The organism is Skermanella rosea, assembly GCF_016806835.2.
In the GTDB taxonomy this organism is placed as follows: Bacteria; Pseudomonadota; Alphaproteobacteria; order Azospirillales; family Azospirillaceae; genus Skermanella; species Skermanella rosea.
The window spans coordinates 3,260,646-3,279,284 of record NZ_CP086111.1; the positions used below are offsets into that span (position 1 = coordinate 3,260,646).

The following is an 18,639-nucleotide window of genomic DNA, read 5'->3' on the forward strand; positions in this document are numbered from 1 at the left end:
GCCGGGCTCGATCAAGCAGGATCGAATCGGTTGTCGTCGCGGGGCTGGTTTCCGACACCGGAGCGAGCCAGGATCTCCTTGGCCCCGCCGCGTTCGGCACGGGAACCGCGGGCAGCGAAGTAACGCGCTGCCTCGGCTTGAGCCCCGACCCGCAACGCCAGCGCCGTCGCGATATACTGGTTGAGGCTGACGCCGGCGACTTCCGCCTGGGCCTCGGCCTCCTTCTTCAGGTCTTCGGGAATGCACAGTGTGAAGCTGCTCATGGACCGATCCCCTGAGTACGTTCACCGGACGCTCGTCGGCGATCCCGACTCGGCCACACCCGCAGCCAAGTGGGCAATATCGAAGTTGGGTTCCGGCGATCACTCCCCGCCTTCCAGGTCTCCCAGCCCGTACCGGCGCAGCTTGACGTAAAGACTCTGGCGGCTGAGGCCGAGGATCTCGGCGGCCGACGCGCGGTTGTCGCCGGTCAGCTCCAGGGCGGCCTCGATGCACAGCCGCTCGATCACGTCGGTCGTCTCGCGCACAAGGTCCTTGAGCGGCACCCGGCCGACCAGCTCGGTCAGTTGCTCGACGGCGCGGGGCAGTTCCTTCTTCCGGGTCTCGGTCGCCAGCCGCCGGCCGACGTCGCGGATGGCGAAGCCGAAGCAGGGCTGGCCGGAGCCGGGCACCGTGCCGGCCGAGACCTCGATCTCGGTTCCGGCGCCGTACTCGCCGTGGAAGGTGGTGGCGTACAGGCGGACGGAGCCGTGCTGGCGCAGGTTCGCCATCAGCACGCCGAGATCGACGCCGGGCCGCCCGAGCCAGCGCTCCAGCGACTGCCCGCGCGCCTGCTCCTCCGCGGCCAACTGGGCGAGGTCGAGGAAGGCGGCGTTGGCGTCGATGATCCGGCCTTCGGCGTCGGTCACGACGAAGCCGTCGGGCATGCTTTCGACGACCTGAAGATGGTGCGGCTGGATCTCCGTCGCGGCGGCCCGGTCGGCCGTCAAGGGGATCAGCCGCACGAGGAAAAGCGACGCGGCATCCTGGCGGAACAGCGAGCAGGTCACCTGGAGCTCCCTGCCGAAGCCGGTCCTGGCCTGTCCCTCGTCCGCCCGGCCGGTCGCGCGCACGCCGGCCAGCAGAAGCTGGAGCGCCGGCGCGTCGGCGGGATCGAGGGCTTCGGTCAGCGTGCGGCCGGCCACCCCGCCGACCGCGTGGCCCAGCAAGGCGTCGGCGGCGGGGTTCGCCTCGACGATCTTGTAGGTATTGGCGTCGACGATGACGATCGCCTCGTGCGTCATCTGGAACAGCAGGCGATAGCGCATCTCGACGTGGCGCAGGCGGGCATAGTCCCGCTCCATGGATTGCTGCGCCTCGACCAGGCGCTGCTGGAGGGCGGCCGACGGGCGGAGATCGCGGCCGATCGCCACCATCCTGCCCTCGGCGCCGATCTGGACGACGGAATACTGGATCGGGATGTCGGCGCTGCGCGGCAGCGGATGGTTGACGTGGCGCCAGCGCGGCGTGACGCCGGCTTGCGCGTCGCGCAGCATGGCCTCGACCTTGATCCGGCTTTCGACGGTCACCGTGTCGAGCCAGGAACGGCCGATCCACTGGTCCGCCCAGTCGCGCGGCAGGTCGTCGTTGCCGTAGGTCAGGTCATGGATCACACCCTTGGAGTCGAGGACCAGCGCGATGTCCCCGGCAGACGCCACGAGGGCCGCCACGGCCTCGGCGTCCAGCTTCTCGAACGACTCCTTTGGAGCTTTGAAGTGCTTCACGGGAGGCGAGACCTTCGGGCCCGAAGGATTGAAGTCAGCGCCTGCGGGCTTGAGGCCGGCTTGGGTGTCAAGCGGCCCGGCGAGTTCGGCTGACGCCTTGGATCTCACCATTTAGGGCATCCCGACGAAAATTGTCAAGTAAGGTTGACGTAAAAAAATATTGACAGTCGAAACCACAATCGCGCCCCGCACGTCATACAAAATGACTCAGACCCGTTCCCTTAACGGTCTGACCATAAAAAGAGTTTCAGCTTTGTTTTGTGACGAGCGCAAGGAGATTTTCGGCCTGCAGCGGCGCCTCGCGGGCGTCCAGGGCGGTGACATCGGCACCGACCAGGGTCACCAGTTCGGGATGCGTGACAAAAACAGGCCCCCCGACCATGATGCCGACGGCGGGGTTGCGTGACGCGCGGCGGATCAGCCGGATGGTGGAGGCGAGGACTTCGACCTGGACCTCGCAGCTCACCGACAGGCCGACGACGGAGAACCACTGGCTGCGCACGGTCCTGATCAGCTCGTCGCGCGCGACCGGCGCACCGGTGGTGACATCCCACCGCGCCCGCCGGAAGAACTCGGCGACCATCGAAATGCCGAAGGTGTGCTGGCCGCCCGGCACGCTCATCAGCAGCGCCCGGCGCCCGTCGTCGCGGGTGGAAGCCTCGTTCAGGAAGGCCGGGCTGAAGTCGCGCAGCACCTGCTGGAGACGGCAGAGGCCGATGGTCACGTCGCCGAAATGGCAAATGTCGTTGGTCCAGAGATCGCCCAGATGGCGCGCCGCCGGGGCCAGCAGGTCGAGATAAAGCGATTCCAGCGGAACGCCGCGGGACTGGACCAACTGCACGAAGCTCGACGCGACCCGGAACTGGTCCTTCAGCAGCAGCGACGACAGCTCCAGCACGTCATCGACGCACGGCGCCGGCTCAAAGCCCGCCGAAAGCGGCGCCGGAACCACCAGCGGTTCCGGAGGCGACCGGTGAGCCAGGATGAGGCGCGGAACAATTTCCGCCTCGACAGTGTCAATCAAACCGGCCATCAACTGGCCGGGCCGGCCGTGCCCCGCGACGACCCGAGTGTCGATTTCCGTGCTCTCCGTTACGGGAACACCTTCGACCTCTTCCCAGGCCCTCCCTGAAACGACCCGTTCGAGCGAGTCATTCATTTTTTGCTCCCTGAGGATCGGCATGAGCCTACGCTCATGCTTAATACCCCTCAACCACAATTCCAGTAAGGTTATTATCCTCGATATAGATCATGGGTCAGGTGAATACCCTAGGCGGGTGGTGGCCGTTAATAGTGTCAACTCGAATTGACGTATATCTCTGTTGACGGTGTCAATGATAAGGTTTAGCGTTTCGATCCAAGCAAGGAAGCAGGTCGAGGGCGGGCGAAAACCCGCTCCGGGCGTCAGCCGGCCGGCTCCAGTGGGAGAAACGCCATGCACCATCCCGGGCACGATCCTGGGCAGGCCTCTCGGACCCGGCACGGTCAAAGGCAGCCCCTCTACACCGCCGAAGAACGGCTGAAACGGGACGCGTCCCCCTGGACGCTGGTCCAGGGCATCCTGGCTCCGGTTCAGTTCGTGGTCTTCCTGGTCAGCCTGGCCCTGGTGCTTCGCTATCTCTCCACCGGCGAGGGCGAGGGGGTGGCTTCCGCCTCCATCGTCGTCAAGACGCTGACGCTCTACGCGATCATGATCACCGGCTCGATCTGGGAACGGGAAGTGTTCGGGCGCTACCTGTTCGCACCGGCCTTCTACTGGGAGGACGTGTTCAGCATCCTGGTGCTGGCGCTCCATACCGCCTACCTCGCGGCCCTGGTGACCGGGGCGCTCGACGTTCGCGGGCAGATGTTCCTGGCTCTGGCGGCCTATGCGACTTACGTGATCAACGCGACCCAGTTCCTGCTGAAGCTCCGCGCCGCCCGGCGCGACGAGGCGGCGGGCGCCGGGTTCGGCCAGGCGGGAGCTGCGTCATGACGGCGGCCGTGGCTGACGCGATGCCGGTGCTTCGCGAGCGCGGCCAGCGGGAAGTGTTCTGCGGGCTGACCGGGATCGTCTGGCTGCACCGCAAGATCCAGGACGCCTTCTTCCTGGTGGTCGGGTCCCGGACCTGCGCGCACCTGATCCAGTCCGCCGCCGGCGTCATGATCTTCGCCGAGCCGCGGTTCGCGACCGCGATCATCGAGGAACGGGACCTCGCCGGCCTGGCCGACATGAACGAGGAGCTTGACCGGGTGGTGGACCAGCTCCTGGCACGGCGGCCCGACATCCGGCTGCTGTTCCTGGTCGGATCCTGCCCGTCGGAAGTGATCAAGCTGGACCTCGGCCGGGCGGCAGCCCGCCTGTCGCTCCGGCACCGGCCGGCGGTGCGCATCCTCAGCTATTCCGGCAGCGGGATCGAGACGACCTTCACCCAGGGCGAGGACGCCTGCTTGGCGGCCCTGGTCCCGGAGCTTCCCCGGCAGGACGGACGGTCGCTGCTGGTGGTGGGCGCGCTGGCGGAGGTGGTCGAGGACCAGTTCAGGCGGATCTTCGAGGATCTGGGCATCGGTCCGGTCCGCTTCCTGCCGCCCCGGAGCGCCGAAGACCTGCCGCCGGTCGGGCCGGGCACCTCCTTCCTTCTGGCGCAGCCTTTTCTCGGAGAAACCGCGCGAGCTCTCGAAGAGCGCGGTGCGACCAGGCTCGAAGCCCCCTTCCCGCTTGGTGCCGAAGGCACCACGGGGTGGCTCGCCGCCGCGGCGGCCGCGTGGCAGGTCGAGCCCAGCCGTTTCCGGGACGTGATCTCCCCCTGCCGCGAAAGGTCGCGGAACGCGCTTGCCCGCTACCGTGCCGAGCTGGCGGGCAAGCGCGTTTTCTTTTTTCCGGACAGCCAGCTCGAAGTGCCGCTTGCCCGCTTCCTGTCGACCGAACTGGGGATGGAGCTGGTCGAGGTCGGCACCCCCTATCTGCACCGCCGGCACCTGGCGGAGGAACTGGCGCTGCTGCCCCCCGGCACCATGCTGAGCGAGGGCCAGCACGTGGAACGCCAGCTCGACCGCTGCCGGGCGGCCAAGCCGGACATCACCGTCTGCGGCCTCGGCCTCGCCAACCCGCTGGAGGCGGAGGGGCTGACCACGAAGTGGTCGATCGAACTGGTCTTCACCCCGATCCAGGGGTACGAGCAGGCCGCCGACCTGGCCGGACTGTTCGCCCGGCCGCTGCGCCGCCGGACCGCCCTGGCAGCCGGAGGAGTCGCGGCATGCAGCTGACGCTCTGGACCTACGAGGCTCCCCCCCATGTGGGTGCCATGCGGATCGCCACGGCGATGGAAGGCGTCCACTACGTGCTCCACGCGCCGCAGGGCGACACCTACGCCGACCTGCTGTTCACCATGATCGAGCGGCAGGCCAAGCGCCCGCCAGTGACCTACACGACCTTCCAGGCGCGCGACCTGGGCGGCGACACCGCCGAGCTGTTCAAGACGGCGGTCGCCGATGCCTACGAGCGGTTCCGTCCGCAGGCGCTGATCGTCGGCGCCTCCTGCACGGCCGAGCTGATCCAGGACGATCCGGGCGGCCTCGCCCGCGCGCTGGACCTGCCGGTGCCGGTGGTCCCGCTTGAGCTGCCGGCCTACCAGAAGAAGGAGAACTGGGGAGCGGCGGAAACCTTCTACCGGCTGGTCCGGGCGCTGGCCGACCCGGCCTGCCCGCGCCATGCCGGAGGGCGTCCGCGCTGCAACCTGCTGGGTCCGGCGGCGCTGGGCTTCCGGCATCGCGACGATGTGACCGAGGTCGCCGCCCTGCTCGACAGGATCGGCGTCGATGTCGGGGTGGTGGCACCGCTGGGCGCGTCGCCCGCCGACATGGCGCGGCTGGGCGAGGCGGACTTCAACGTCGTCCTGTATCCCGAGATCGCGTCCACCGCCGCCCGGTGGCTTCAGAAGAGTTTCGGCCAGCCGATCGTGGCGACGGTGCCGATCGGCGTCGGCGCCACCCGCGACTTCGTCGCCGAGGTGGCGAAGGTGGCCGGCATCGAGGTTCCGGCTGATGTGGCGGCGGGAGCGTCGCGGCTGCCCTGGTACTCCCACTCGGTGGACAGCACCTACCTGACCGGCAAGCGGGTCTTCGTCTTCGGCGACGCCACCCACGCGATCGCGGCGGCCCGGATCGCCCGCGACGAGCTGGGCTTCACGGTAGCCGGTCTCGGCACCTACAGCCGGGAGTTCGCCCGCGAGGTGCGCGAGGCGGCGGCGCGGTACGGCGTCGAGGCGCTGGTGACCGACGACTACCTGGAGGTCGAGGCCAAGGTCGCGGAGCTTCAGCCCGACCTGGTGCTTGGAACCCAGATGGAGCGGCACATTGCCAAGCGGCTGGGCGTCCCCTGCGCCGTCATCTCCGCCCCCGTCCATGTCCAGGACTTCCCGGCGCGCCACTCCCCCCAGATGGGGTTCGAGGGCGCCAACGTGATCTTCGACACCTGGGTCCATCCCCTGATGATGGGCCTGGAGGAGCATCTGCTGACGATGTTCCGCGAGGACTTCGAGTTCCATGGCGAGGCGGCCCCGTCCCATCTCGGCACCGCCGCAACTCCTGATCGGGGGCCGGAGCCGGAACCCGCCCCGCAATCCTCCGGCTGGGCTCCCGACGCCGAGCGGGAGCTTCGAAAGGTGCCGTTCTTCGTCCGCGGCAAGGCCCGCCGCAACACCGAACGCTTCGCCCGCGAGCAGGGCATAGCGCTCATCACCGTCGAGACGCTGTACCATGCCAAAGCCCATTTCAGCTCCTGACCCCGTTCCCGTCCGCATCGTGATCGTCACGCTGGACAACCACCTGGCGGGAGCGACCGAGCGAGCGCGGCAAAGCGTGGCGCGCGAAGTCCCCGGCCTGGAGGTGACCCTGCATGCCGCGGCGGAATGGGGCACCGATCCCGGTTCGGTCGAGCGGTGCCGGGCCGACATCGCCGAAGCCGACATCGTGATCGCCAACATGCTGTTCATGGAGGACCATATCCAGGCGGTCCTCCCCGCCCTTCAGGCCCGGCGCGACCAGTGCGACGCCATGGTGGTCTGCATGTCGGCGGGCGAGGTGATCCGGCTGACCCGGATCGGCCGCTTCACCATGACCGGCAACGAGCGCGGGCCGCTGGCTTTCCTGAAGCGCCTGCGCGGCGCCAAGAAAGAGGGCGGCAGCTCGGGCGCCAAGCAGATGGCGATGCTCCGGCGGATCCCGAAGATCCTGCGGTTCATCCCGGGCGCCGCCCAGGACGTGCGGGCCTATTTCCTGACGCTGCAATACTGGCTGTGCGGGTCGGACGAGAACGTGGCGCAGATGCTGCGCTTCCTGGTGGACCGCTACGCCGACGGCGAACGCCGGCACCTGCGCGGCACGTTGAAGGCGGCCCCGCCGGTCGAGTATCCGGACGTCGGCGTCTATCACCCCGCCATGAGGCCGCAGATGGCGGACAGCGTCGCCAAGCTGCCCGCCGCGACGGCCGGCTGCCGGGGCACCGTCGGGCTGCTGGTGATGCGCTCCTACCTGCTGCCGGGCAACACCGCCCACTATGACGGCGTGATCGCGGCGCTGGAAGCGCGGGGGCTGCGGGTGATCCCGGCCTTCGCCAGCGGCCTCGACGCCCGGCCGGCGGTCGAGCTGTTCTTCCTGAAGGACGGCAAGCCGGTGGTCGACGCGGTCGTGTCGATGACCGGATTCTCCCTGGTCGGCGGCCCCGCCTACAACGACGCCAAGGCGGCCGAGGCCATGCTGGCGGGGCTGGACGTGCCCTATGTCGCGGCCCACGCGGTGGAGTTCCAGACCCTGGAGCAGTGGGAAGCGTCGGACCGGGGGCTGATGCCGGTCGAGGCGACCATGATGGTCGCGATCCCGGAACTGGACGGAGGCACCGGCGCCATGCTGTTCGGCGGGCGATCGGCCGCCGCGCCCCTGGAGAAGGCGCGCGACATGCAGGTCCATGAGGAGCGGGCCGCGGCGCTTGCGGCCCGGGTCGAGCGGCTGGTGACCCTGCGCCGGACGCCGGCGGCGGAGCGCCGCATCGCCGTGGTGCTGTTCAACTTCCCGCCCAACGCCGGGGCGGTCGGCACCGCAGCCTATCTCGGCGTCTTCGAATCCCTGCACAACACGCTGAAAGGGCTGGCCCGGGCCGGCTACACGGTCGAGGTGCCGGAGACGGTCGATGCGCTGCGGGACCGGATCATCCTGGGCAATTCGGCGCGGTTCGGCGCCGACGCCAACGTGCAGGCGCGCATCCCCGTGGACGACCATGTCCGGCGGGAACGCTGGCTGGGCGAGATCGAGGCCCAGTGGGGGCCGGCGCCGGGACGGCAGCAGACCGACGGGTCCAGCCTGATGGTCCTCGGCGAGCGGTTCGGCAACGTGCTGGTCGGTTTGCAGCCGGGCTTCGGCTACGAGGGCGACCCGATGCGGCTGCTGTTCGAGAAGGGCTTCGCGCCGACCCACGCCTTCTCCGCCTTCTACCGCTACCTGCGGGAGGACTTCGCGGCCCATGCGGTGCTTCATTTCGGAACCCACGGCGCGCTGGAGTTCATGCCGGGCAAGCAGACCGCGCTCTCATCCGGGTGCTGGCCGGACCGGCTGCTCGGCGAACTGCCGAACTTCTACCTGTACGCCGCCAACAACCCGTCGGAAGGCACGATCGCCAAGCGCAGGACGGCGGCGACCCTGATCAGCTACCTGACGCCGCCGATCGCCCAGGCCGGCCTCTATCGCGGGCTGCTGGAGCTGAAATCCTCGATCGATAGCTGGCGGGCGCTGACTCCGGAGATCCAGGCCGACCGGGGGCACCTGGCCGGGGTTATCCATGCGCAGGCCGCCGCCGTGGACCTCGCCCAGGCGGAACCGGCCTGGACCGATCCGGAGCGGGACATCGCGGCGCTGACCCACGCGATCCTGGAGATGGAATATACCCTGATCCCCTACGGCCTCCACGTGGTGGGCGAGCCTCCGTCGGCCTCCGAGCGGGTGGACCTGCTGCTCGCCATGGCGGAATCGGCCCACGGCGCCAACCCGGCCCGCGCCGACATCGAGGCGCTGGTGGCGGGACGGCCGCCGGAGGAGATCACGGCGGACCAGACCGCGCTGGCGCTGTACCGCGACCTGGCGGCGAGCGACCTGCTGCTGGCGGAAGACCATGAGCTCGCCTCGATCCTGCACGCGCTGGACGGCGGGTTCATCCGGCCGACGCCGGGCGGCGACCTGCTTCGGACCCCGGCGATCCTGCCGACCGGCCGCAACATCCACGGCTTCGATCCCTACCGCATCCCCAGCGCCTTCGCGGTGGCCGACGGCGCCCGGCAGGCGGCCCGCCTGCTCGCCCGCCACCAGGCGGAGGGCAACGGCTTCCCGGAAACCGTCGCCTTCGTGCTGTGGGGAACGGACAACCTGAAGAGCGAGGGCGGCCCGATCGCCCAGGTGCTGGCGCTGATCGGCGCGCGGCCCCGGTTCGACAGCTACGGTCGCCTGTGCGGCGCCGAGTTGATCCCGCTCGACGAGCTGGGCCGGCCCCGGGTGGACGTGGTGCTGACCCTGTCCGGCATCTTCCGCGACCTGCTGCCCCTGCAGATCAAGCTGCTGGCCGAAGCCTGCTTCCTGGCGGCCGGCGCCGACGAGCCGCCGCACCTGAACTTCGTGCGGAAGCATACCCTGGAGCATCAGCGGACCCACGGCTGCGACTTCGAGACGGCGGCGCTCCGGGTCTTCAGCAATGCCGACGGCACCTACGGCTCCAACCTGAACCACATGGTGGACAGCGGCTGCTGGACCGAGGAGGACGAGCTGGCCGAAGCCTTCACCCGGCGGAAATGCTTCGCCTACGGCCGGTCGGGCATCCCGGTCAAACAGGCGGAGCTGATGCAGACGCTGCTGGCCGGGGTCGATCTCGCCTACCAGAACCTGGAATCGGTCGAGCTGGGCGTCACCACGATCGACCACTATTTCGACAATCTCGGCGGCATCAGCCGGGCGGTCGGGCGGGCCACCGGAACGACGGTGCCGGTCTATATCGGCGACCAGACCCGCGGCGAAGGCACCGTGCGCACCCTGTCCGAACAGGTGGCGCTGGAGGTCAGGACCCGCGTGCTGAACCCCAAATGGTACGAGGGCATGCTGAAGCACGGCTTCGAGGGCGTGCGCCAGATCGAGGCCCATGTGACCAACACCCTGGGCTGGTCGGCGACGACGGGACAGGTGGCGCCGTGGGTCTACCAGCAGCTCACCCAGACCTACCTGCTCGACGAGGAGATGCGCGATCGCCTCGCCGAATTGAACCCCAAGGCGTCGGCGCGGGTCGCCAACCGCCTGATCGAGGCGCACGAGCGGCGCTACTGGTCGCCGGACGAAACCATGCTGGCGGCCCTGCGGCAGGCCGGCGAGACCCTGGAAGACCGGCTCGAAGGCATCAGCGAAAAGGCAGCGGCATGACAACCACTCTTCTAAGACGCCCGGACGGCGAAGGCAGCGTCCAGGTCAAGCTGGACCCGAGCGTCAGGATCGAGGGGGCGAAAGTCTTCGCGGTCTACGGCAAGGGCGGCATCGGCAAGAGCACGACCTCGTCCAACCTGTCCGTAGCATTCTCCAAGCTGGGCAAGCGGGTGCTCCAGATCGGCTGCGATCCCAAGCATGACAGCACCTTCACCCTGACCAAGCGGCTGGTCCCCACGGTGATCGACATCCTGGAGACGGTGAACTTCCATTCGGAGGAGCTTCGGCCCGAGGATTTCGTGTTCGAGGGCTACAACGGCGTGATGTGCGTCGAGGCCGGCGGGCCGCCGGCGGGTACCGGCTGCGGCGGCTACGTGGTCGGCCAGACGGTCAAGCTCCTGAAGGAGCATCACCTGCTCGACGACACCGACGTGGTGATCTTCGACGTGCTGGGCGACGTGGTGTGCGGCGGCTTCGCGGCCCCGCTCCAGCATGCCGACCGGGCGCTGATCGTCACCGCCAACGATTTCGACAGCATCTTCGCGATGAACCGCATCGTCGCGGCGATCCACGCCAAGGCACGCAACTACGATGTCCGGCTGGGCGGCGTGATCGCCAACCGGAGCGCCGGGACCGACCAGATCGACCGCTTCAACGGTGTCGTCGGGCTGGAGACCCTGGCCCGCTTCCCCGACCTGGACGCGATCCGGCGCAGCCGCCTGAAGAAGGCGACCCTTTTCGAGATGGAGCCGTCGCCCGAGCTGGAGGCGGTCCAGGCGGAGTATCTGCGGCTTGCCGCCACGCTGTGGGCCGGAACCGAGCCGCTGGCGCCGAAGCCCATGAAGGACCGGGACATCTTCGACCTGCTGGGGTTCGACTGATGCACAGCGTCTCCTACATCGAACGCCGCGACCGGCTGGAAACCTATTTCGACCGCACCGCCGTGGAGGCCTGGTCCCGCCTGACCTCCGACGCGCCGGTCGGCCGCATCCGGGCGACCGTGCGGAAGGGCCGCGACGGTATGCGGAACACGCTGCTGGGCTGGCTGCCGGAGGATTTGACGGGGTGCCGGCTGCTGGATGCCGGCTGCGGCACCGGCATGCTGGCGCTGGAGGCGGCCCGGCGGGGCGCCGAGGTGGTCGCGATCGACCTGTCGCCGACGCTGGTCGGGCTGGCGCGGGAGCGGATGCCGGCGGGGCTTGATGTGGATTTCCGGGTCGGCGACATGCTGGACCCCGGCCTGGGCCGGTTCGACCATGTAGTGGCGATGGACTCGCTGATCCACTACCGGGCGCCCGACATGGCGCGGGCGGTGAAGGCGCTGGCCGAGCGGACGCGGGCGTCGGTGCTGTTCACCTTCGCGCCGCAGACCCCGGCACTGGCGGCGATGCATGCCGTGGGCAAATTGTTTCCCCGGGGAAACAGGGCGCCGGCGATCGAGCCGGTGCGCGAAGCGGGGTTGCGGCGCCTGCTGGCGTCGGAAGTCGGCCGCTGGCGGCCGTCGCGGACCGAGCGGGTGGCGTGCGGGTTCTACACCTCCCAGGCGCTGGAGCTGGTGCCCCATGATCATTAAGCGCCAACACCGCGTCTGGACATTCCTGACACCGCGCCTCCTGCCGTTCGCGGACGCCGCGACGCCGGAACTGCCGCTGGGGCGGCTGCTGCGGCTGTCGCTGTTCCAGGTGTCGGTGGGCATGGCGATCGTGCTGCTGAACGGCACGCTGAACCGGGTCATGGTGGTGGAACTGGGCGTCGCGACCTGGCTGGTCGCGGTCATGGTGGCACTGCCCCTGGTCTTCGCGCCGCTGCGGGCGCTGGTGGGCTTCCGCTCGGACAATCACAGCTCCGTGCTGGGATGGCGGCGGGTGCCCTATATCTGGTTCGGCACGCTGATCCAGTTCGGCGGCTTCGCGATCATGCCGTTCGCCCTGATCATCCTGTCGGGCGACAGCACCACCCCGACCTATGCCGGCCATGCCGGAGCGGCGCTGGCCTTCCTGATGGTCGGCGCGGGGCTGCACACGACCCAGACCGCCGGGCTGGCGCTGGCGACCGACCTTGCCACTCCCGAGACCCGGCCGCGCGTGGTGGCCCTGCTCTACGTGATGCTGCTGGCCGGGATGGTCGCGAGCGCGCTGGTGTTCGGCTGGCTGCTGGCGGAATTCTCCCAGCTCCGCCTGATCCAGGTGATCCAGGGCGCCGCCGTCACGACCATGGTCCTGAACGTGATCGCGCTGTGGAAACAGGAGCCGCGCAATCCGGCGGCCACGGCGCCGGACCGCCCCCGCCCCGGCTTCGCCGAATCCTGGCGGACCTTTCGGCAGGCGGGCCGCGCCGGGCGGGTGCTGGTGGCGGTCGGACTGGGGACGGCGGCCTTCAGCATGCAGGACATCCTGCTGGAGCCCTATGGCGGCCAGATCCTGAACCTGAGCGTCGGCGAGACCACCGCGCTGACCGCGCTGCTGGCGGGCGGCACGCTGGGCGGCTTCGCCCTCGCGGCCCGGCGGCTGAACCGGGGTGCCGATCCCTACCGGCTGGCCGCGCTGGGCGTGCTGGTCGGGCTCGCCGCCTTCTCCTGCATCATCTTCTCCGCCCCCCTGGAATCGCCGCTGCTGGTCCGGATCGGCGCCGTGCTGATCGGCTTCGGCAGCGGGCTGTTCGTGGTCGGCACGCTGACCGCCGCCATGGCGCTGGCGCGCGAGGGCGAGAGCGGGCTGGCGCTGGGCGCCTGGGGAGCGGTCCAGGCGACCGCGGCCGGCGTCGCGATCGCGGCGGGCGGCGGCATCCGCGACCTGGTGTCGAGCCTCGGCACCCAGGGACTGCTGGGTCCCGCCCTGACCGACCCGTCCGTCGGCTACGGCGCCGTCTATTACCTGGAGATCATCCTGCTGTTCGCCACCCTGGCCGCCATCGGACCGCTGGTCCGCAGCACCGCGCAGGCCAGACCCCAACCACCCGCGGCATTCGGCCTCGCCGAATTCCCCGGTTAACCCGTCCCGGTCAACAACTTAAACGTGCGGAGGTCACCGATGGAAACAGGAGCCATCACGAGCTACATCGACGTGGCCCAGGTCGTCCTGTACGCGTTCTGGATCTTCTTCGCCGGCCTGATCTATTACCTGCACCAGGAGGACAAGCGGGAAGGCTACCCGCTGGTGTCCGACCGGTCGGAGCGGTCGCCCCGGGTGAAGGTCCAGGGCTACCCGCCGATCCCGGCTCCCAAGATCTTCACGATGCGCGACGGCTCGACCTATTCGGCGCCGCCGGGCAATCCGGACGAGCGCGAGATCGCCGCCCTCCCCTCGGGTCTGTGGCCGGGAGCGCCCCTGGTGCCGACCGGCAACCCGATGGTCGACGGCGTCGGCCCCGCGGCCTGGGCGATGCGCGAGGACAAGCCGGAACTGACGGCCGAGGACGAGAACCGCATCGTCCCGCTGCGGGTCGCCCCCGACTTCTTCATCCCGACCCGCGATCCCAACCCGATCGGCATGGAAGTGGTCGCGGCCGACGGCTACGTGGCCGGCGACGTGCGCGAGGCCTGGGTGGACCGGTCGGAGCCGGCGATCCACTACCTCGAGGTCGAGATCCCCTCCGCGACCGGGAGAAGGATCGTCCTGCTGCCCATGCGGTTCTGCCGGATCGATACCTGGAACCGCAAGGTCAAGGTCAAGTCAATCCTGTCCCACCAGTTCGCCGACGTGCCCGCGATCAGGAACCCGAACCAGATCACCAAGCTGGAGGAGGACAAGATCACGGCCTACTACGCCAGCGGGCATCTCTACGCCACGCCCCAGCGCCAGGAGCCGCTGATATGAACACGGAATACGACACCGAGCCGGTGCCGGGCCTGCCCGAACCGCTGCCGGCCGGGGAGAGGATGCTGTGGCAGGGCCGGCCGGACTGGAAGTCGCTGGCCCGCCGGGGGCTCCATGTCAACAAGCTGGCGGCCTACTTCGGCGTGCTGCTGGTCTGGCGCGGCGTGGTCCAGGTCCATGACGGTGCTGCTCCCCTGGATGCTGTTCTGTCCACGCTGGGCTTCGTGCCTTGGGCGGCCTGCGCGCTGGGGCTGGTGCTGCTGTTCGCCTGGGGATCGGCGCGCTCCACGATGTATACCGTGACCGACAGGCGGATCGTGATGCGGTTCGGCATCGCGCTGCCGATGGCGCTGAACATACCGTTCCGGCTGGTCGGCTCCGCCGGGCTGAAGGTCCATGCCGACGGCAGCGGCGACATCCCGCTGGCACTGACCGAGGGCAACCGGATCGCCTGGCTCCTGCTGTGGCCGCACGCCCGCCCGTGGCGGGTCAGCCGTCCCGAGCCGATGCTGCGCGCGATCCCCGAGGCATCCCGCGTCGCCGGCATCCTGGCCGACGCGCTGACCGCAGCGACCGCGGGCGCCCCCGCCGCCAACACGGCGGCCCCGCTTCCGGCCCCCCTTCCGACCGTCGCCCGGCGCCGCAAGGCCCAGCGGGTCGGCGCGCTGGGGAGTGCATCGACATGAGATCCCGGGGCATGGACACCGGCCCGGCCGATCCCGTCTTCCCGCGCGGGGCGCTGATCGGGGCCGCCGCCCTGCTCGCCTTCACCGTGTCGGCGGCGACCGTGGCGCGGGTGAGCGGGCTGGGAACCGTGCAGATGCCCGAGGCGGCCTCGGTCGAAAGCCGGCAGCTCCGCTTCGAGGACAGGACTGACGGTTCCATCGCCATCACCGACGCGCGGACCGGCCGGATCGCCGGCGTCGTGGAACCCGGCACCAACGGTTTCGTGCGCGGCGCGCTGCGCGGCCTCGCCCGCGAACGCAAGCGCCAGGGCGTCGGGATCGAGCCGCCCTTCGTGCTGACCCGCTGGGCCGACGGGCGCCTGTCCCTGGACGATCCCGCGACCGGCAGGGTGATCAACCTGGAAGCCTTCGGCCCGACCAACGCCGAGGCTTTCGCCACCATGATGAACACCGGAGGGAACGGGCCATGACGATAGCCTGGAGCGGCAGTCCCCGCACCGTCGAGGTGCCCTGCACCGTCGATATCGAGATCACCCCCGACAGCGTCCACGCCTATGTGGAGTTGGACGGGATCGAGGTGGGTCCGGGCGACGAGGTGATCGTCCACGACGCGCCGGCCATGGTCCCATTCGGCACCCAGCATTTCTACTACCGCCGGGCCACGGTGGTGCGCGCCGGCCCGATGGAACGCCTGCGCGCCCGGCTCGCGGGATATCTCGAACTGACCGAACTCTACGAAGTCGGATTTTCCGAAGGGAGGACGCAATGATCCCCATGGAAGGCGGCGGTGCGCCCAACACCAGCACGCGCATGGCCCAGGAAGACACGATGCTGAGCCCGCGCTTCTACACGACCGACTACGAGGCGATGGACAAGCTGGACGTCGACGCCGTCCGCGCCGAGTGGGACACGGTCATGGCCGAGCTGCGCCGCGACGACAACAAGAAGCATTTCACCCGGACGCCGGAGTTCACCAACAACCTCGACGAGATGCCGGAGGGGTTGCGGAAGGAGTTCGTCGATTTCCTGGTCAGCTCGCTGACGGCGGAGTTCTCCGGCTGCGTGCTCTACGCCGAGACCAAGAAGCGGGTGAAGAACCCGGACATCCAGGAACTGTTCGCCTTCATGGCCCGGGACGAATCCCGGCACGCCGGCTTCATCAACGACACGCTCAAGGATTTCGGCATCGGCGTGGACATGAGCTTCCTGACCAAGGCCAAGAAATACACCTACTTCAAGCCGAAGTTCATCTTCTACGCCACGTACCTGTCGGAGAAGATCGGCTATGCCCGCTACATCACGATCTATCGCCAGCTGGAGCGCAACCCGGACCGGCGGTTCCACCCGATCTTCAAGTTCTTCGAGAAGTGGTGCAACGACGAGTTCCGCCACGGAGAGGCCTTCGCCCTGCTGATGCGGGCCAACCCGTCGCTGCTGAGCGGCGGCAACAAGCTGTGGATCAAGTTCTTCCTGCTGGCGGTCTTCGCGACGATGTTCGTCCGGGACCATATGCGGCCGGAATTCCACAAGGCCCTGGGCCTCGATCCGACCGAGTACGACTTCACGGTGTTCCGGATCACGACGGAGATTTCCAAGCAGGTCTTCCCGCTGACCCTGGACATCGACAATCCGAAGTTCCGCGCGGGATTGGAGCGGCTGATCGAGATCTCGAACGCCCGCGCCGCTGCGGCGCGGCAGGGCGGCGTCGGCGGCAAGCTGAAGCGGGCGGCGCTGGGACTGGCGGGGGCGGCGACCTTCGCCCGGCTCTACATGCTGCCGGCCCGGTCGAACACGCTGCCGCGGGACATCCACCTGGCGCCGGCCTGGTAGAGCGGAGGCATCGCCCGTGTCCGAACATGCGCTTCCGGTGCTCTACACGCTGTTCCTGTGGTGGTTCAGCACGGGGCTGATCGTCTATCTAGACGGCCTGCACCCCCGGACCTTCCGCTGGAGTCTGGCGGGCGCCGGGGCGCTGGCGGTGCTGGCGCTGTACGGGCTGGCGGAGGGGCGGTCGGACACCAGCGTTTCCGGCGCCTTCATCGCTTTCACCTGCGCTCTGGCGGTCTGGGGCTGGAACGAGATCAGCTTCCTGATGGGGCTGGTCACGGGACCGCGCCGGATCGCGAGCCCGCCCGGGGCGACCGGCTGGCGGCACCTGCGGAACGCCATCGCCGTGGTGGCATACCACGAGGTCTCCATCGCGGCGTCGGCGGCCCTGATCGCGGCCCTGACCTGGGGCGGGGAGAACCAGGTCGGGCTTTGGACCTTCCTGCTGCTGTGGGTCCTGCGGCTGAGCGCCAAGCTCAACGTCTTCCTGGGCGTGCCGAACCTGGGCCAGGAGTTCCTGCCCGACCACCTGAAGTACCTGGCAACATATTTCCGCAAGCGGCCGATGAACGTCTTCTTCCCGGTGTCGGTGACGGGTGCGACCGTCGCCATGCTGCTGCTGATCCAGGCGGCGGGCGCGCCGGATGCCGACGGCTTCACCGCGGCGGGATTCACCTTCCTCGCGACCCTGATGGCGCTGGCGCTGCTGGAGCACTGGCTGCTCGTGCTGCCGCTGCCCGCGGCGGCGCTGTGGTCCTGGTACCTGTCGGCCCGCGAGAGCGGCGTCACCCTGCCATCTGCGATCACGACCCAGATTTCGACAAACCGGAGGCAATGATGAGTTTCGAATTCGAAGGCTATTTCCGCGACCAGCTCGACGGCCTCCGGGACGAGGGACGTTATCGTATCTTCGCCGAGCTGGAGCGGCGGGCCGGCGAGTTCCCCAAGGCGGCGCATTACGTCGACGGCGAGCGGGCCGGCACCGTGACCATCTGGTGCTCCAACGACTATCTCGGCATGGGCCAGCACCCCGCCGTGCTGTCCGCGATGCACGAGGCGATCGACCGCTGCGGGGCGGGTGCCGGCGGGACCCGCAACATCTCGGGCACGACCCATTACCACGTGCTGCTGGAGCGCGAGTTGGCCGACCTGCACGGCAAGGAGGCGGCGCTGCTGTTCACCTCGGGCTATGTCTCCAACTGGGCAGCGCTGGGCACACTGGCGTCGCGCATTCCCGACTGCGTCGTGCTGTCCGACGCCGGCAACCATGCCTCCATGATCGAGGGCATCCGGCACAGCCGCGCCGAGCGGCACATCTTCGCCCACAACGATCCGGACGACCTGGATCGCAGGCTGTCGGCCCTGGACCCTGACGTGCCGAAGCTGGTGGCGTTCGAATCCGTCTATTCCATGGACGGCGACGTCGCCCCGATCGCAGAACTGTGCGACGTGGCCGACGCCCACGGCGCCATGACCTACCTGGACGAGGTCCACGCGGTGGGGCTGTACGGGCCGCGTGGCGGCGGCATCGCGGAGCGCGAAGGCATCGCGCACCGGCTGACGGTGATCGAGGGAACGCTCGGCAAGGCCTTCGGCGTGGTCGGCGGCTACATCACCGCGTCGGCCTCGCTGTGCGACTTCGTCCGGAGCTTCTCCTCGGGCTTCATCTTCACCACGTCCCTGCCCCCGGCGGTGACTGCGGGAGCGCTCGCCAGCATCCGGCACCTGAAGGCCAGCGCCGCGGAGCGCCGGCGCCACCAGGACCGCGTAGCGACCGTGCGTCGGAAGCTGGACGCCGCCGGAATCCCGATGCTGGACAACCCGAGCCACATCGTGCCGGTGATGGTGCGCGACCCCGTCCTGTGCAAGCTGATCAGCGACATGCTGCTGGACCGGTACGGCATCTATGTCCAGCCGATCAACTACCCTACCGTGGCCCGCGGCACGGAGCGCCTGCGCATCACCCCCTCGCCGCTGCACACCGACGCCGACATCGACCACCTGGTCAATGCGCTGTCGGCGATCTGGGCGGAGATCGGGTTGCGGCAGGCGGCTTGAGCGAGTGGTTTGGTGACGCTCAGGATCACGGATGAACACGGATATCCACGGATGGACACG

General features: G+C 69.0%; 17 protein-coding genes. 14 read left to right on the forward strand and 3 right to left on the reverse strand.

What is annotated here, in order from left to right; translation table 11 throughout:
- Window positions 1-11: 11 nt before the first annotated feature.
- The 3 genes from JL101_RS15115 to JL101_RS15125 form a co-directional block, all read right to left on the reverse strand.
- Window positions 12-263, reverse strand: a complete 252-nt coding sequence (locus JL101_RS15115; protein WP_203100432.1) for a toxin-antitoxin system HicB family antitoxin — start codon at window positions 261-263, stop codon at window positions 12-14.
- Window positions 264-362: 99 nt separating this feature from the next.
- Window positions 363-1,763 (reverse strand): transcriptional regulator PpsR, encoded by a 1,401-nt coding sequence (ppsR, locus tag JL101_RS15120; protein ID WP_203100434.1) that lies wholly within the window; start codon window positions 1,761-1,763, stop codon window positions 363-365.
- A 247-nt stretch (window positions 1,764-2,010) separates the two neighbouring features.
- The gene (locus tag JL101_RS15125) at window positions 2,011-2,946 is read right to left on the reverse strand and encodes a cobalamin B12-binding domain-containing protein (RefSeq protein ID WP_203100436.1); all 936 of its coding nucleotides are present in this window, start codon (window positions 2,944-2,946) and stop codon (window positions 2,011-2,013) included.
- Window positions 2,947-3,198: 252 nt separating this feature from the next.
- Here JL101_RS15125 and bchF point away from each other — a divergent pair, with 252 nt between their 5' ends.
- Genes bchF through hemA form a run of 14 tightly spaced genes read left to right on the forward strand, consistent with a single transcriptional unit; the run spans window position 3,199 to window position 18,579 of the window.
- A complete protein-coding gene (gene bchF / locus JL101_RS15130) occupies window positions 3,199-3,738 on the forward strand; it encodes a 2-vinyl bacteriochlorophyllide hydratase (protein ID WP_203100438.1) in 540 nt (179 codons plus the stop codon).
- Window positions 3,735-5,009: a ferredoxin:protochlorophyllide reductase (ATP-dependent) subunit N gene (locus JL101_RS15135; RefSeq protein WP_203100440.1), complete on the forward strand. Its 1,275-nt coding sequence runs from the start codon at window positions 3,735-3,737 to the stop codon at window positions 5,007-5,009. Before bchF ends, JL101_RS15135 begins: the two co-directional genes overlap by 4 nt.
- The gene (gene bchB / locus JL101_RS15140) at window positions 5,000-6,526 is read left to right on the forward strand and encodes a ferredoxin:protochlorophyllide reductase (ATP-dependent) subunit B (RefSeq protein ID WP_203100442.1); all 1,527 of its coding nucleotides are present in this window, start codon (window positions 5,000-5,002) and stop codon (window positions 6,524-6,526) included. Before JL101_RS15135 ends, bchB begins: the two co-directional genes overlap by 10 nt.
- A complete protein-coding gene (locus JL101_RS15145; RefSeq protein WP_203100444.1) occupies window positions 6,501-10,193 on the forward strand; it encodes a magnesium chelatase subunit H in 3,693 nt (1,230 codons plus the stop codon). Before bchB ends, JL101_RS15145 begins: the two co-directional genes overlap by 26 nt.
- Complete coding sequence (gene bchL, locus JL101_RS15150; RefSeq protein WP_203100446.1) at window positions 10,190-11,074, forward strand: ferredoxin:protochlorophyllide reductase (ATP-dependent) iron-sulfur ATP-binding protein; 885 nt, start codon at window positions 10,190-10,192, stop codon at window positions 11,072-11,074. Before JL101_RS15145 ends, bchL begins: the two co-directional genes overlap by 4 nt.
- Window positions 11,074-11,766 (forward strand): magnesium protoporphyrin IX methyltransferase, encoded by a 693-nt coding sequence (gene bchM, locus JL101_RS15155; RefSeq protein WP_203100448.1) that lies wholly within the window; start codon window positions 11,074-11,076, stop codon window positions 11,764-11,766. The genes bchL and bchM overlap by 1 nt, the downstream gene beginning before the upstream one ends.
- Window positions 11,756-13,183, forward strand: coding sequence for a BCD family MFS transporter (locus tag JL101_RS15160; RefSeq protein ID WP_203100450.1), 1,428 nt, complete (start codon window positions 11,756-11,758; stop codon window positions 13,181-13,183). The genes bchM and JL101_RS15160 overlap by 11 nt, the downstream gene beginning before the upstream one ends.
- Before the next feature lie 39 nt (window positions 13,184-13,222).
- Window positions 13,223-14,008: a photosynthetic reaction center subunit H gene (puhA, locus tag JL101_RS15165; protein WP_203100452.1), complete on the forward strand. Its 786-nt coding sequence runs from the start codon at window positions 13,223-13,225 to the stop codon at window positions 14,006-14,008.
- A complete protein-coding gene (gene puhB / locus JL101_RS15170; protein ID WP_203100454.1) occupies window positions 14,005-14,694 on the forward strand; it encodes a photosynthetic complex putative assembly protein PuhB in 690 nt (229 codons plus the stop codon). The genes puhA and puhB overlap by 4 nt, the downstream gene beginning before the upstream one ends.
- Complete coding sequence (puhC, locus tag JL101_RS15175) at window positions 14,691-15,164, forward strand: photosynthetic complex assembly protein PuhC (protein ID WP_203100456.1); 474 nt, start codon at window positions 14,691-14,693, stop codon at window positions 15,162-15,164. The genes puhB and puhC overlap by 4 nt, the downstream gene beginning before the upstream one ends.
- On the forward strand, window positions 15,161-15,463 hold the full coding sequence (locus JL101_RS15180; protein ID WP_203100458.1) for a hypothetical protein: 303 nt from the start codon (window positions 15,161-15,163) through the stop codon (window positions 15,461-15,463). Before puhC ends, JL101_RS15180 begins: the two co-directional genes overlap by 4 nt.
- Window positions 15,460-16,524 carry a magnesium-protoporphyrin IX monomethyl ester (oxidative) cyclase gene (gene acsF / locus JL101_RS15185; RefSeq protein WP_228434847.1) on the forward strand — a complete coding sequence of 355 codons (1,065 nt, stop codon included), beginning with the start codon at window positions 15,460-15,462 and terminating at the stop codon, window positions 16,522-16,524. The genes JL101_RS15180 and acsF overlap by 4 nt, the downstream gene beginning before the upstream one ends.
- Before the next feature lie 16 nt (window positions 16,525-16,540).
- Window positions 16,541-17,359 carry a putative photosynthetic complex assembly protein PuhE gene (gene puhE / locus JL101_RS15190; RefSeq protein ID WP_203100460.1) on the forward strand — a complete coding sequence of 273 codons (819 nt, stop codon included), beginning with the start codon at window positions 16,541-16,543 and terminating at the stop codon, window positions 17,357-17,359.
- Window positions 17,356-18,579: a 5-aminolevulinate synthase gene (gene hemA / locus JL101_RS15195; RefSeq protein ID WP_323374662.1), complete on the forward strand. Its 1,224-nt coding sequence runs from the start codon at window positions 17,356-17,358 to the stop codon at window positions 18,577-18,579. The genes puhE and hemA overlap by 4 nt, the downstream gene beginning before the upstream one ends.
- The last annotated feature ends 60 nt before the right edge of the window (window positions 18,580-18,639 follow it).